We start from the raw sequence: 14240 nt of genomic DNA on the forward strand, positions 1-14240 counted from the left end.
CGTGGTCGGGTCACACTGCCGGGTATGAGCGACGACTCCGACGGCTCGCGGGGGAACGACCGCGTGACCGAGATCTACGTGAACGGGCTCGCAGAGGTGTCACCGGACATCCCCATCGAGCCGGGCGAACTGGAGGCCGCGGCGCTGGAGGCGATGGACGAGACCGCCCGCGGCTACGTCGACGGCGGCGCGGGCAGCGGGAAGACCGCCGCATCGAACGAGGCGGCCTTCGACCGCTGGCGTATCGAACCCGAGATGCTGCGAGGCGTCGAGTCGCGCGACCTCTCGACTGAGGTGTTCGGCACCGAGTTCGACGTACCGGTGATGTGTGCGCCGATCGGCTGTCAGTCGATTCTCCATGACGGCGCAGAGCGAGCAAGCGCCGAGGGTGCAGCGAGCGAGGGCGTTCCCCTGTGTCTCTCGACGGTCTCCAGCACGCCGCTGGAGGAGGTGAGCGAGGTGATGGGCGACGTTCCGGCGTGGTTCCAACTGTACTGGTCGCCCGACAGCGAGCTAACGGCGTCGTTCATCGACCGCGCCGAGCAGGCCGGCTACGAGGCTATCGTCGTCACCGTCGACACGCCAATCGTCGGCTGGCGACCACAGGACCTCCAACAGGGGTATCTCCCCTATCTCCACGGAACGGGCATCGCGAACTACACCACCGACGACGTGTTCCGGTCGTATCTCGACCACGACCCCGAGGCGAACACCCTCTCGACGGCACAGACCTTCCTCGACTTGTTCGGCGACGCATCGCTCACGTGGGACGACTTGGAGTGGCTCCACGACCAGACCGACCTCCCCGTCGTCGTCAAGGGCATCCTCTCGCAGGCGGACGCGCGGCGCGCAGTCGAGCACGGTGGCGACGGCGTCGTAGTCTCGAACCACGGCGGGAGACAGGTCGACCGGTCGGTCGCCGCGCTGGAGGCGCTGCCGGGCGTCGTGGACGAAATCGGCGACGAGGCGTTCATCGGCTTCGATTCGGGAATTCGCTCGGGGGCGGACATTTTGGCCGTCCTCGCGCTCGGTGCTGACCTCGCGTTCGTCGGTCGTCCGTACGTCTACGGACTCACCCTCGACGGGGCCGAGGGGGTCGCGACGGTCCTTGCGAATCTACTCGCCGACTTCGACCTCTCGCTCGGCTTGAGCGGCTACGACGACGTGACGAAGTTGGACCGGGAGGCGCTGGTCCACGAGTCGGCGCTCCAGTAACTACGTCACTCGTTAGCACGCCTCGACAAAAATTAATATCTTACCGCTGAACCGTTCGGTTGAACACGAACGAGGTTCCATCCATGACCCGCTATCTCCACACCACGGTGTCTGCACTCGCCGAGAGTGCAGCACGCGGCGTGGGGAACTGGATGGGCTTCGACGCCGTCCCGACCCTCGCCGCGTAGGCGGGCGTTGGCCCGTCACGCGACGTGATGGGTCGGGACTTCTCTGACTTCTCACGTCGCACAGCGGCGACTCGCGAGCGGCACGTGTGTGCGTGGCTCGCCACGCGCTCGCCCACCAGCCAGCGACAGCACCCTCGATAGCCACAGGTGTCCGACGGACGCGCGTTCGAATCGCGCCGAGGGGATGATGGCAATCCAGATGACCACCACCGAGGTCGAAACCGACCTGCGGCTGCGCATCGCGCGCGGCGACGCGGGCAGCCTCGGCGACGGTGCACGACAGCTACTCGAACAGACCGACGCGGTCGAACGCGTCGAACGAATCGACATCGGCGCGATGCAGCCGGACGCCTTCGACCTCTACGTCGACGCGACCGCCCGGCTCACCCTCGCTGACGACGCAGATATCGAGGCGGTCCGTGACGGCTTCGGCGTTGAACGCGCGGACCCCGCCGACGGATGAGCAACCGGAGCCAGACGAACACGCTCGACCCGCCTTGCGAGTGAGAGTGGTCGCCTCCCGTTGACGCGTTCTTACTCTTTCCAGCGTGCATCCGCGAGGGTGCGCTGGACGGCTTCCTCCCCGACCGCCCCAGCCAGGTGCTCGTAACCGCTGCGCTCGCCCCGGTCGGTCGCCTCCGCGACGAGCCGCGAGACGATGAACTCCGGCGTCGACTTGCCGAGTTGGCCGAAGCGCGGCTGGTAGTCCACCTCGAGTTCGAGATCCGGTGTCAGGCCCTCGGCGAAGATGCCGTCGACGCGTGCCACCTCGGGGAGCGGTTCGAGGTCCTCGGCGAGGTGAGTGACGAACGCGCCAAGCGCTTCCCGTTCGACAGTGAGCGTCACCAACCCGTGCAGGAGGTCGGCTGCGCGGCCCGGCTCGGTGATCGCCTCGAACTCATCGACCAACATCAGGGTGCGGCCTTCGCGGGTCAACGGCGGGACGACCGACCGGAGGGTCGATTCGAGCACGCCGGCGTTGAACGATGCGTGGCGACGGTGGAAGACAATCGAGTCGACCTGCCCGACTGCGGCGGCCTCTGCCGGGACGGGCAGCCCCATCGAAGCGAGCAACTGTACCTGACACAGCGTCTCGAGGACTGTCGTCTTCCCGCCGGAGTTAGCGCCAGTCAGTACGGCCACCCGGTCGCCCGTCGGTACGTCGAGGTCGTGGTCGCCGACCGCGTAGTCGATTGGCTGCACGTCGATTCCGGCATCGAGGAGATCAAGATTGCGTGCACCCTCAACGGCAAGCGTCTCCGTCTCCACGAGGTCGGGGGCGGTGAGGTCGTACGCGACGGTAAAGCGCGCGAGCGACACGTCAAACGCGAGGTCGTCCACGACCGCGACGGCCGCGTCGATCTCCTCGCGGGTCGCCCCGACCGTCTCGCGCAGGTCGGCCGCCACGCTCGTCTCGCGCTCGTCCACGCGGGTCCGGAGCGCGGCCGCAAGCGCGCGCAGTCCTTCGGTGACGAAGCCGGCCGCGTCGGCGGCCCCCTCGGGTGCGGCGTCGCGCACCTCACTCGATGGCAGTCCCGTCTCGTCTGCGACGTGGCGGACGAACGCCGACTGGAACTCCGCGGCGTCGCGGGCGCTCGACCGGACGGCATCGAGCACGCCGTCGGGGTCGGCGGCCATGTCCTCGACCGTCGCGAGCGCGCCGCGCAGTCGGTCGAGTTCGTCGTCCGCACCAGCGCCGAGTCGGTCGTCGCCGTCGAGGGCACGGAGGGCGACAGCGGCCTCGGCCAGCCGGTCGGTGTCGAGGTCAGCGACGGCGGCGAACACGCCGGAGTCGGCGTCGGTCTCGGCGAGCGCGACGGCTGTCTCGGCGGCCGACAAGTCGCCCACTGCGCCGTCGTGGCGGTCGAACGCCTCCAGTACGGCCTCCCGGGTCGCGTCGTCGAGTGTGCGCCACGACTCGGTGGCCGCCATCACGTCGTCGAGGCGAGCACGCATCGCGTCCGTGTCGGTCAGCGGGGTCAACACGCGGATGCGGTCGCCGGCGTGGCGGGTGACGGCGTACTCCTCTGCGAGGTCGAGCAGCGACTTGTACACGTCGCGCGTGTCACGCGTCGTAAGGGTCTCTAACCCCTCGCCGCCGTTGGCGCGCCGGAGGATACGCGTCGCTCGGCCGGGGGTGAGACCGGCGTCGACGAGCGTGCGCGCGTCGGCTGATTCGATGGCCTCGACCGCCCGCTCGGTACCCAGAGACTCAGAGAGGAGCGTCGCCGTCTTTGGGCCGACGCCCCAGTACTCCTGCAGTCGCATACGTGTCGGTCTGCTGGCGTCGCAAAGAACCTCTCGACGGACCGTGCTAGTGTGTCACAGTGCCAACGCAAGCCTTAAATGTGAGTAATTTTCGATATTAAGTGTAATGGCAGGTCCCACACGGCAGCGACAACGTAGCTCCGAGACGGAGTCGGAAACGGAATCGGTAGGGTGTCCCGAGTGCGAGTCCGACTCGCTCGTCCAGTCGGGGGAGGGCGAACTCATGTGTGACGACTGCGGGCTCATCATCGAGGAGTCGAACATCGACCGGGGACCGGAGTGGCGGGCGTTCAACCACTCCGAGCGGCAGTCGAAGTCCCGCGTCGGTGCGCCGACGACCCAGACGATGCACGACAAGGGACTGACCACCCAAATCGACTGGAAGGACAAGGACGCGTACGGTCGGTCTATCTCCTCCGAGAAGCGGAGCCAGATGCACCGGCTCCGGAAGTGGCAGGAGCGAATCCGGACGAAAGACGCCGGCGAGCGCAATCTTCAGTTCGCGCTGAGCGAAATCGACCGCATGTCCTCGGCGCTGGGCGTGCCGCGGTCGGTGCGTGAGGTCGCCTCCGTCATCTACCGGCGCGCGCTCAAAGACGACCTGATTCGCGGTCGCTCCATCGAGGGCGTCGCCACCTCCGCGCTGTACGCGGCGTGTCGCCAGGAGGGGATTCCGCGCTCGCTCGACGAGGTAGCGGAGGTCGCCCGCGTCGAGCAGAAGGAAATCGGCCGCACGTACCGGTACATCGCGCAGGAACTCTCCTTGGGCTTGGAGCCCGTCGACCCGGTCCAGTACGTCCCGCGCTTCTGTTCGGAACTCGAACTCAGCGAGGAGGTCGAGCAGAAGACGCGCGAGATTATCGAGGTAACCGCCGAGAAGGGGATGCTCTCGGGGAAGTCGCCGACGGGGTACGCGGCGGCCGCGATCTACGCCGCCTCCCTGTTGTGCAACGAGAAGAAGACCCAACGCGAGGTCGCGAACGTCGCGCAGGTGACGGAGGTCACCATCCGGAACCGCTACCAGGAACAGATCGAAGCGCTCGACATCCACTGAGCCGATACCGGGGTTTACTACCTCCCGGCGTCGTTTTAGAGCATGGTTAGTTTCGACCCCGAGACGCTGCTGGGTGAGGCGACCCTCGCCGACCGCGACCACGAGACGATGTCGGTGGAGGCTCCCTTCACCGGCGAGGAGTTTGCGACGCTTCCGCTCGGCGACGAGCGCGACGTTGCACACGCCTTCGAGCGCGCCCGCGAGGCCCAATCCGACTGGGAGGCCCGCGACCCGGCAGAGCGCGCTGAGCTGCTACTCGAGTACCACGACCTGTTGTTCGACCACTCCGAGCCACTGCTCGATTTGGTCGTCGAGGAGTCCGGGAAGGCGCGGCGACACGGCTTCGAGGAGCTCATCGACACGGCGATGGCGTCCCGCCACTACGCCCACCGCGTCGAGTCGTATCTCGACGACGAGTCGCGCAAGTCGCCGATGCCGGGACTCGTTGACGTGGAAGTGAACTACCGCGCGAAGGGCGTGGTCGGCGTCATCTCGCCGTGGAACTACCCCTTGACGCTCGCCGTCTCCGACGCCGTCGCCGCGCTGCTCGCCGGCAACACCGTCGTCCTCAAGCCCGCCGAACAGACCGCCTACACCGCGCTCGCTGCCGTCGCCCTCCTGCGCGAGGCCGGCGTTCCCGAGGACGTGATGCAGGTCGTACCGGGCACCGGACCAGATGTCGGCGAACCGCTCGTTGAGGAGAGCGACTACCTCTGTTTCACCGGCTCGTCGAAGACGGGGAGTTTCGTGGCCTCGAAGGCGGGCGAACAGCTCATCGACTGCTCGCTCGAACTCGGCGGGAAGAATCCGGCCGTCGTCATGTCAGACGCCGATATCGACGCTGCCGTGAACGGGCTCGTCCGCGGCGCGTTCACCAACGCCGGACAACTGTGTATCGCCATCGAACGGCTCTACGTCCACGAGTCGGTGCGCGAGGAGTTCACCCGGAAGTTCGTCGCTGCGACCGAGGCGCTCGACGTCCGGCCGAGCGACGACTGGGCGGTCGAGATGGGATCGCTGCTCTCGCAGGCGCAGTTGGACAAGGTGTCCAGTCACGTCGAAGACGCCCGCGACGCCGGCGCGACGGTGCTGACCGGCGGCGAGCCGCTCCCCGACGTTGGCCCGTACGCCTACGCGCCGACTGTCCTGACCGACGTGTCCGGCGAGGCCGACCTAGCGCGACAGGAGACGTTCGGTCCAGTCGTCTCCATCTACGGCTTCGAGGACACCGACGAGGTCATCGAGCGGGCGAACGACTCCATGTACGGACTCAACGCCTCCGTCTGGACCGCCGATACCGAGCGCGGCCGCAACATCGCCCGCCGCATCGACTGCGGGACGGCGAACGTCAACGAGGCCTATGCACCCTCCTTCATTGCCCACGACGCTCCGATGGGAGGAATGAAAGACTCGGGGGTCGGCCGTCGCCACGGCGAGGAGGGGTTCTACCGATTCACCGAACCACAGACGCTCGCCACGCAGGAACGTGGCGAAATAGACTCCCCGCCAGGCGTTCCGTACAAGTGGTACGCCGCCGGGATGAAGCGCGTCTTCAAGCTGCTGCGTGACGTGCCGGGCTTCCGTTAAGCCCGACACACCGCGAGGTCGGGGAGCAGTTCGGTCTCGTCAGGCTCCGTCGTTCGGGCATGGCGCAACATCCGGGTCACGCTCGCCAACAGCCCCATCACGGAGACGAAGACCGGTGCATTCAGGCGAGTCACTCGTCGTAGCTCCCCGACTGCACTCTCGCGTTCCCCCTCGTCGAGGACGTGTGAGAGTGCGCCGCCGAGACACGGCGTCGCGTCGAACTGTCCGTCCAGTCCGAGCGCGCGCACGTCACCCTGCTGTGTCGTGACTCGTTCGCCTACGCCGTGTTCGTGCGCCTTCTCGCGGGCGATGTCGACCTGTCGCCCGCTCACGTCGACGAGCGTCACGTCGTAGCCGCGCTCGGCGAGCCAGACGGCGTAGCGACCACTGGCCCCGCCGACATCGAGGACGTGTCCCGAGTCGGGGAGGTGTTCCGTCAGGTACTCCGTCGTCACCTCGAACTCCAGTCGGTGGTGGAAGTCGCGGTCGAGTCGCTCCCACTCGCGCTCGCCGTACTCGTCGTAGAAGGCCGCGATGTCGTCGTCGCGCATGTCCGAAGCCATCGGGTGCGGAAGTGTCAACGTCTCGACCTCGCAGTCGCGACTGCTTTGTCACGGGCGCTCCAACTGCGGCTATGGGCGGCACCTACACGCTTCTCATCAGACTCGCAGAGCCGACCGATATCGAGGTGGGTGCACTCGGCTGCCACCGATTCGCTGCCGGCTGGTACGGCTACACCGGGTCGGCACTCGGGGCCGGTGGGTTCTCGCGAATCGACCGCCACGCCGAGGTCGCGACCGGCGAGCGCGACACCCGCCACTGGCACATCGACTACCTGCTCGGATATCCCGACGCGACACTCGTCGGTGACGTGCGAACCGAGGCGGACGTGGAGTGTACCGTCGCGCGAGCGCTCCCGTCTGGGCCTGTCGCCGGCTTCGGTGCATCCGACTGTGACTGTGAGAGTCACCTCACCTACGCCCCCGACCGGGAGACGCTCGTTCGGGCGGTCGAATCAGCTCACGAACAAGCGCGCTAACGCCGGCCCCGCGCGGTGAGGTAGATGCCGCCGATGACAATGGCCCCGCCAGCGAGCGTCAGCGCGCCGGGAACCTCTCCGAGGATGACGAGCGCGAGCACGGTAGAGCCGACCGGTTCACCGACGAAGGAGACGCTGACGACCGAACTCTCGACGTGAGCCAGCGCCCAGTTGACGACGGTGTGTCCGAGCAGTCCCGGGCCGATTGCCATCCCGAGAAACAGCAGCCACTCGCGGGGGGGATACGCGAGCACGGGGTCACCGAGCGCGAGCGAGTAGGCGAGCAGCCCGCCGGCACACACGACGTAGACGACGGTGACGTACGGCACCAAGTTGACGCGCTGGCGCACCGACCGCCCGGCGAGGACGTATAGGCCGGCGAGCACCGCGCCGGCGAGTGCGAGTAGATTTCCGAGCACCGGCTCGGGGGCGGTCGTTCCGCCGAGTAGCCCGTCGAGACTCATCACCGCAGAGCCGGCGAGCGCGACGCCGATGCCGGCGAGCGAGCGGCGCGACAGCGACTCCCCGAACAGGAAGTATGCACCGACAGCGACGAACGCCGGCTGTGTCGTGACGAGCGTGACGCTGGCGGCGACGGTCGTCTTGTCGACGGATTCGAACCACGTCGCGAAGTGGGCCGCGAGCGCGAGCCCAGCGAGCAGCGCAGACAGCAGGTCACGGCGGTCGAACTTCTGAAACTCCGCGCCCGAACGGAGAGACAGCGGCGCGAGCAACAGCAGCGTCAGCGTGACTCGCCAGAACGCCATCGGCCCGCTCGGGACGTTGGAGAACCGAATCAGGATTGCGCTCGTTGAGACGGCGACGATGGCGACGGCCAGTGCGGCCATCGGCGGCGTCCGTCGTTCGAGCGCGGCGAGCAGTCCCACACCTTCGCTCGTCGGGGCCGGTAATTACCTGTTTCTCTCGCTCGGTATTCTGCTCGCTCGTCTCCAGTCACTGACTCACTCGAAGTGGGCCTTCGTTGCGCGGTGACGGTGATAGAACATCGGCTCGAAGCCCAGTCCGCCGAACGGCTCTGCGAGTTTCCCGAGCGGGCCGCCCGGGAGGCGATAGACGACGCGGTCGTCGACGAGCGTTTCGCCGGCCTCGTTCTCGAAGAAGCGGTGGGTGTGTTCCCACTCCGGAAACGGACCGTCTTCCATCACGTCCCGGAAGTACGCGCGGCCGTTGTCGAGGTCGACCTCGCGCTCGGTGATGACTGAGGTCCACGACTGGCGCGGCCCGACGTCGAGGGGACGCAGCGACATCTCGATGCATGCGCCCTCCTCCAGAATTTCCGGGTCGGTCTCGCCGTTAGGGCCGATGACAGTGTTGATTTCGAGGTTGGCGACGCCGGGCGTGAGTTCGGTCAGGCCGGCGACACGCGAGTGGAAGTCCCAGACCTCATTGAGTGGTGCATCGACCCACGTGGCGCGGTGGTATGTCGGCATACCCGAACAACGGGCGGCGAGGGGAAAACAGTCGCGGCGGCTACTTCAGTCGTTCCTGCAGGAAGGAGGGGTGGGCTTCCTCGACGCCGTCGACAGAGAGGATGTCCTCGGAGATGACGGAGCCGACGGCGTTGCCGTCCGTCCCTCGGACTTCGGCCATCAGCGTGTGGTCGCCCGACGAGGCGTACAGCGCTTCGACGGAGTCGAGAGCGGCCAACTGCCGGGAGGCCTCCACGTACTGCTCGCTCGCGACCTCGATGCCGACCAGCGCGATGGAGCGTGACGCGAGTTTCTTCGGGTCGATGTCGGCGGAGTAGCCGACGATGACACCGTCCGATTCCAGCTTGTCGACGTACTTGCGAACCGTCGGCTTCGAGACACTCGCTTGGTCCGCAATCTCGGCGTAGGAGGCCTGGGCGTCCTCCTCTAACACCGAGAGGATACGTTCCTCGGTGGTGTCGGTACTCATACTACGTCATTTCGCGCGACGAGAAAAGTATCTTCCGTATGCGAAACTCTGGCGACGAAACCGTGAAACCGTCCCCGGGAGTAGCAGGGGTATGACCCTGACGAAGCGCATCATTCCCTGTATCGACGTGGACTTAGACGACGAGGGGAACGCCGCCGTCTACACCGGCGTCAACTTCGAGGAACTCGAATACACCGGCGACCCCGTAGAGATGGCGAAAAAGTACAACGAAGCCGGCGCAGACGAGTTCGTCTTCCTCGATATCACGGCCAGCGCTGAGGGGCGCGAGACGATGCTCGACACCGTCTCCGCCGTGGCTGACGAGGTGTTCATCCCCCTGACCGTCGGCGGCGGCATCCGGACGAAAGCCGACATCAAGGAGACGCTCCGTGCCGGCGCGGACAAGGTCTCTATCAACTCTGGGGCAATCGCCGAGCCGTCGCTCGTGAACGAAGGTGCACGCGCCTTCGGCTCGCAGTGTATCGTCATCTCCATCGACGCGCGCCGCCGCTTCGACGAGCAGGGCGAACACTACGTCGAGGTGGACGGCGAGTCCTGCTGGTTCGAGTGCACCGTCAAGGGCGGCCGCGAGGGGACCGACCTCGACGTGGTGGAGTGGGCCAACGAGGTCGAATCGCGCGGCGCTGGTGAACTGTTCGTCAACAGCATCGACGCCGACGGAACGAAAGACGGCTACGACATCCCGCTCACGAAGGCAGTCTGTGACAGCGTCTCCACGCCGGTCATCGCCTCCTCCGGCTGTGGCGGTCCCGAGGATATGTACGAGGTGTTCACCGACGCCGGGGCCGATGCCGGTCTCGCAGCTTCCATCTTTCACTTCGACGAGTTCGGTATCGGTGAAGTGAAGCGGTATCTAGACGAGAAGGGTATCCCGGTCCGACTGTAACACACTCACCACTTTCACTCTGGTGGCGCGGAACTGAACAGTTGCCCGCCTAGGGGTATCTCGTCTCTCCTGCCAGGAGATTACTCCGGCTGTGTAACCACTTTCACTCTGGTCTCCAGTGGTGACAGAGCAGTTGCTCTCGAAAGAAAAACGAGAGAGAAACGCCGAGATTACGCGGCAGCGTCGAAGGCGTCCGTGAAGGAGTCGGACTTCTGTTTGACGGCCGTGGTCGCTGCTTCGAGGGCGTCGAGCGGCGCGGTGCCGGGTTCCGTCTCGATGTTGAGAATCGGGTCCGTCTGGCCACCTGACTGCTCGGGGTTCATATCGTAAGTCGCGGTGGCGACGCCGTCTGTCTCCAGCAGCGCGCTCTTGAGGACGTTCATGAAGGTGTGGTCCTCGCCGGCGATTTCGATGGCGAGTTCGGTCTCCTCGTTCTCGATGACGCGCAAGTCCATACGGAGTAGAGGGGGAGGCGGTCGGAAGTACGTTTCGGAGTCATGGCACGAGCGTAGCGAGTGCCAGAGATGTGAGCGGGAGGAGCAACGCGACGACACGCGAGTAGATGGCACGAGCGTAGCGAGTGCCAGAGATGTGAGCGGGAGGAGCAACGCGACGACACGCGAACAGGAGAGGCAGAACAACGTGAGGTCCCGGGAACAACGAGCGGGAGGAGCAACACGAAGAAAAGAGACCGACCAGCGCGAGACCGCTCGACCACCTCGCAAACGCCGCGAAACACGCACTGAGTTTACGCCAGTAGCCAAACGTCGGTGAAACGCTAACATCGCTAAACTGTGGCGGTGGAGTTAAGACGAATCGCCCGCCAGATGCGCCCGTATGAACGTGGATGACATCTCTCAGGTGACGGTACTTGGGGCAGGGAACATGGGCCACGGCATCACGGAAGTCGTGGCCATCGCCGGCTACGACGTGGTGATGCGTGATATCGAACAGGACCTCGTCGACGACGGCTTCGAGTCGATCAAGTGGTCAGTGGAGAAGCTCTCGGAGAAGGGAATCGTCTCGGAGGACGCCGAGACGGTGCTTGACCGCATCGACACCGAAGTGGACCTCGAAACCGCCGTCTCGGACGCCGACCTCGTCATCGAGGCCGCGCCCGAGCAGATGGAAATCAAGAAGGACATCTTCTCGGACCTCGACGAGTTCACGCCCGAGGACGCGATTCTCGCGTCGAACACGTCCTCGCTCTCGATCACGGAGATCGCGACCGCGACCTCGCGGCCGGAGCAGGTCGTCGGGATGCACTTCTTCAACCCGCCCGTCAAGATGGACCTCGTCGAGGTTATCTACGGCGCGGAGACGGCCGACGAGACCGCCGAGGCCACATACGAATTCGTGGAGTCCATCGACAAGACGCCGATTTACGTCCGGAAGGACGTGAACGGCTTCGTCGTCAACAGCGTGCTCGGACCGTTCAGCGACGAGGCGGCCTGGATGGTCAGCGAGGGTGTCGCCGACATCGAGGCGGTCGACGCTGCGATGGTCCACCGCCGCGGCTACCCGATGGGTCCGTTCGAACTCAGTGACCTGACGGGTATCGACATCGGCTATCACGTCCGGAAGGAGGCCGGGCGCGACATCCCGCCGATCGTGCAGGAGAAGGTCGACGCCGAAGACCTCGGCCAGAAGACCGGTCGGGGCTACTACGACTACGAGGACGGCGGGGGGACGACCTACGAGGCCGGACAGGGCGAGGACGTCGACACCCTCCGCATCGAGGCGCGCATCATCAACGAGGCCGCGCGACTCATCGGCAACGACGTGGCGACCGCCGAGGCAATCGACACCGGAATGCGACTCGGTGCCGGCTTCCCCGAAGGACCGTGTCGCCGCGGCGACAAAATCGGGCTCGATACCGTGCTCGAGAAGCTCGAAACGCTCCACGATGAGTACGACCACGAGCGCTACGAGCCGTCCGAACACCTGCGTAGCCTCGTCGAGGCAGGCACGACCGGCGAGGAAGCGGGCGAGGGATTCTACGACTACGGCGGCGACGACGGCGAGCGCCACTACTCCACCATCCAGTACGAGCTTTCCGACGACGGCCTGCTCGAAGTCACGCTCGACCGACCAGAGCGCATGAACGCGCTCAACGACGACCTCATGGACGAGGTCGTCCACCTGCTCGACAGCTCCGACCTCGATGAGGTCCGGGCGGTCACCTTCGAGGGGGCGGGCGACCGCGCCTTCTCCGCCGGCGCAGACATCACCGGCTTCGCCGGCCGCGAGCCGTACGAGGCGGCTATCACGGAGTTCTTCGAGGCCGTCGCGGAGTATCCGCGCCCGACGCTCGCGAGGATCGACGGCTTCTGTCTCGGCGGCGGCCACGAGCTTGCGCTCGCGTGTGACCTCCGTATCGCGACCGAGGACTCCGAGTTCGGCTTCCCCGAGATCAACCTCGGACTGCTGCCTGGCGGCGGCGGTACCCAGCGCGCCATGCGGATGCTTTCTGACGCTCGCGCGAAGGAACTCGTCTTCCGCGGCGAACACATCTCCGCCGAGCGCGCACAGAATTGGGGGCTCATCAACCGCGCCGTCCCCGAATCCGAGTTCGAGGAGACCGTCGAGGAGTTCCTCAACGACCTCGTCTACGGCGCGCCGATCGCCCTCCAGAAGGCGAAGCGCGTCATGAACGTCGGCCGCGACCAGGACCTCGAAGCCGGACTCGAACTGGAGTCGCAGGCGTTCGGTCACCTCCTCGCGACAGACGACATGCAGGAGGGTGCCGCGGCGTTCATGGAGGACCGCGACCCCGAGTTCGAGGGGAAGTAGGATGTCGACCGAGGGGTACGAGCCGCTGGCCGCACAGTTATCTGACCACGGCCTGCTGTCGTGGCTCGACCTCTCGGCGGTGGACATCGAACAGGGCCGCGTCGTGTTCGAACTCCCCTTCGACGAGAAGTTCGCCAACATCGCCTCAGGCAGCGTCCACGGCGGCGTGACGGCGACAATCATCGACACGGCCTCCGGGTTCGCGCTCCGGACGACGTTCGACGATCCGACCGACGTGGCGCTGACGACGACCGACCTCAACACCCGCTACGTCCGGCCCGCGACTGACGACGTGCGCGTCGAGGCCGAGGTCGTCCGCGCGGGCAGCTCGATGGGCGTCACCGAGTGTGAGGTAACCACCGTCCACGAGGGCGAGCGCAAGGTCGTCGCGACCGGCGGAACGACCTACCGGCTGTTTCGCGACGCCAACTGAGAACGCTCGACTCGGTGGCTTCTTCTCGCGCCCGCACGGGTGGTCTGTGTGACCCTCGCTACGGACCTGTTCCTGCTTCTCGTCGGTGCCGGCGCGTTGTGGTACGGTGCCGAACGGTTCGTCGAGGGGGCCGTCGGACTCGCCCGCCGAGTGAACGTCCCGGAACTGGTCGTCGGGGTCGTTATCGTCGGTATCGGTACGTCGATGCCGGAGGTCGTCGCGTCCAGCGCGGCGGCTCTCGGTGGGCGCACCGACATCGCGGTCGGGAACGCCGTCGGCTCGTGTAGCTTCAACGCCTTCGGCGTCGTCGGACTGGTGGCGGTGCTCGCGCCCGGTTCGGTGACGAGTGCGGCGACGGTGACGACGCTGTGGCTCGTCGGGCTGACGGCACTCGTCACGGCGCTGCTGTTCACAGGTCGGAAGCTGACGCGGGTAGAAGGCATGGTCGCGACGGCGGTGAATCTGGTCCGGTGGACGCTGGATATTCTCTGATTACTGGTAAGCGAGCGTCATGACCCACTGCGTGAACTTATCCGAGTTGGCGTCGATTTCATCGTCGCCGACGAACGGCGAGAGCATGTCGCCGGCCATCAGCAGCGAGAAGTCGAGATCCTCCGGATCGACGATTGGCTCCACGAAGTAGGTCGTGTGCCCATTGTGGACGCTCTCCTCGCGTTCGATGTGGCCCTTCTCCTCCAGCGACTCGATTAGTCGGCTCCCCTTCCGGGAGTCGATGTCCATCTCCTTCCAGAACTCGCTTTGGTGGATTCCCCCCTCGCGGGCGATGAGTTCGAACGCCGTCTCCTCCTCGTCGGTGAGCGACTCGGCCATACCAC

Annotated in this window: 16 protein-coding genes; 9 read left to right on the plus strand and 7 right to left on the minus strand. The window is 66.0% G+C overall.

The genetic code is table 11. The annotated features are described in order from the left end of the window. The first annotated feature begins 24 nt into the window (after positions 1 to 24). Positions 25 to 1215 (plus strand): alpha-hydroxy-acid oxidizing protein, encoded by a 1191-nt coding sequence (locus DMP03_RS04310; RefSeq protein ID WP_152119465.1) that lies wholly within the window; start codon positions 25 to 27, stop codon positions 1213 to 1215. A 276-nt stretch (positions 1216 to 1491) separates the two neighbouring features. Next, positions 1492 to 1866: a hypothetical protein gene (locus DMP03_RS04315; protein WP_152119466.1), complete on the plus strand. Its 375-nt coding sequence runs from the start codon at positions 1492 to 1494 to the stop codon at positions 1864 to 1866. A 71-nt stretch (positions 1867 to 1937) separates the two neighbouring features. Here DMP03_RS04315 and DMP03_RS04320 read toward each other — a convergent pair whose 3' ends face one another. Beyond that, positions 1938 to 3671: a DNA mismatch repair protein gene (locus tag DMP03_RS04320; protein WP_152119467.1), complete on the minus strand. Its 1734-nt coding sequence runs from the start codon at positions 3669 to 3671 to the stop codon at positions 1938 to 1940. Between the two features lie 106 nt (positions 3672 to 3777). Between DMP03_RS04320 and DMP03_RS04325 the strand changes: the two genes are divergently transcribed. Both DMP03_RS04325 and DMP03_RS04330 read left to right on the plus strand, forming a co-directional pair. Next, positions 3778 to 4725: a transcription initiation factor IIB gene (locus tag DMP03_RS04325; protein ID WP_152119468.1), complete on the plus strand. Its 948-nt coding sequence runs from the start codon at positions 3778 to 3780 to the stop codon at positions 4723 to 4725. 42 nt (positions 4726 to 4767) lie between these two features. Beyond that, complete coding sequence (locus tag DMP03_RS04330; protein WP_152119469.1) at positions 4768 to 6312, plus strand: succinic semialdehyde dehydrogenase; 1545 nt, start codon at positions 4768 to 4770, stop codon at positions 6310 to 6312. On the opposite strand, the gene DMP03_RS04335 is transcribed toward DMP03_RS04330, so the two are convergent. Beyond that, complete coding sequence (locus DMP03_RS04335; protein ID WP_152119470.1) at positions 6309 to 6863, minus strand: class I SAM-dependent methyltransferase; 555 nt, start codon at positions 6861 to 6863, stop codon at positions 6309 to 6311. The genes DMP03_RS04330 and DMP03_RS04335 overlap by 4 nt on opposite strands. A gap of 83 nt (positions 6864 to 6946) precedes the next feature. Between DMP03_RS04335 and DMP03_RS04340 the strand changes: the two genes are divergently transcribed. Next, the gene (locus tag DMP03_RS04340; RefSeq protein ID WP_152119471.1) at positions 6947 to 7351 is read left to right on the plus strand and encodes a GIY-YIG nuclease family protein; all 405 of its coding nucleotides are present in this window, start codon (positions 6947 to 6949) and stop codon (positions 7349 to 7351) included. On the opposite strand, the gene DMP03_RS04345 is transcribed toward DMP03_RS04340, so the two are convergent. The 3 genes from DMP03_RS04345 to DMP03_RS04355 form a co-directional block, all read right to left on the minus strand. Next, on the minus strand, positions 7348 to 8199 hold the full coding sequence (locus DMP03_RS04345) for a DMT family transporter (RefSeq protein WP_152119524.1): 852 nt from the start codon (positions 8197 to 8199) through the stop codon (positions 7348 to 7350). The two genes, DMP03_RS04340 and DMP03_RS04345, sit on opposite strands and share 4 nt — an antisense overlap. 114 nt (positions 8200 to 8313) lie before the next feature. After that, positions 8314 to 8802, minus strand: coding sequence for an SRPBCC family protein (locus DMP03_RS04350; protein ID WP_152119472.1), 489 nt, complete (start codon positions 8800 to 8802; stop codon positions 8314 to 8316). A gap of 40 nt (positions 8803 to 8842) precedes the next feature. Then, positions 8843 to 9271, minus strand: coding sequence for an Lrp/AsnC family transcriptional regulator (locus tag DMP03_RS04355; RefSeq protein WP_152119473.1), 429 nt, complete (start codon positions 9269 to 9271; stop codon positions 8843 to 8845). A gap of 91 nt (positions 9272 to 9362) precedes the next feature. Between DMP03_RS04355 and hisF the strand changes: the two genes are divergently transcribed. Further along, positions 9363 to 10178, plus strand: a complete 816-nt coding sequence (gene hisF, locus DMP03_RS04360; RefSeq protein WP_152119474.1) for an imidazole glycerol phosphate synthase subunit HisF — start codon at positions 9363 to 9365, stop codon at positions 10176 to 10178. A 170-nt stretch (positions 10179 to 10348) separates the two neighbouring features. Here the strand turns inward: hisF and DMP03_RS04365 are convergent, their stop codons facing one another. Next, a complete protein-coding gene (locus DMP03_RS04365) occupies positions 10349 to 10633 on the minus strand; it encodes a DNA-directed RNA polymerase subunit L (RefSeq protein WP_152119475.1) in 285 nt (94 codons plus the stop codon). A 382-nt stretch (positions 10634 to 11015) separates the two neighbouring features. Here DMP03_RS04365 and DMP03_RS04370 point away from each other — a divergent pair, with 382 nt between their 5' ends. The 3 genes from DMP03_RS04370 to DMP03_RS04380 are packed head-to-tail and all read left to right on the plus strand — an operon-like array spanning position 11016 to position 13896. Continuing rightward, positions 11016 to 12971 (plus strand): 3-hydroxyacyl-CoA dehydrogenase/enoyl-CoA hydratase family protein, encoded by a 1956-nt coding sequence (locus DMP03_RS04370; protein WP_152119476.1) that lies wholly within the window; start codon positions 11016 to 11018, stop codon positions 12969 to 12971. Between the two features lies 1 nt (position 12972). Then, positions 12973 to 13404 (plus strand): PaaI family thioesterase, encoded by a 432-nt coding sequence (locus DMP03_RS04375; protein ID WP_152119477.1) that lies wholly within the window; start codon positions 12973 to 12975, stop codon positions 13402 to 13404. Positions 13405 to 13452: 48 nt separating this feature from the next. Continuing rightward, positions 13453 to 13896: a sodium:calcium antiporter gene (locus DMP03_RS04380; RefSeq protein ID WP_172967065.1), complete on the plus strand. Its 444-nt coding sequence runs from the start codon at positions 13453 to 13455 to the stop codon at positions 13894 to 13896. Here DMP03_RS04380 and DMP03_RS04385 read toward each other — a convergent pair whose 3' ends face one another. Then, positions 13897 to 14235 (minus strand): helix-turn-helix transcriptional regulator, encoded by a 339-nt coding sequence (locus DMP03_RS04385; RefSeq protein ID WP_075936524.1) that lies wholly within the window; start codon positions 14233 to 14235, stop codon positions 13897 to 13899. It lies immediately after the preceding gene. Between the last annotated feature and the right edge of the window lie 5 nt (positions 14236 to 14240).

This window comes from Halosegnis rubeus, from assembly GCF_009184545.1.
GTDB classification, from domain to species: domain Archaea; phylum Halobacteriota; class Halobacteria; order Halobacteriales; family Haloarculaceae; genus Halosegnis; species Halosegnis rubeus.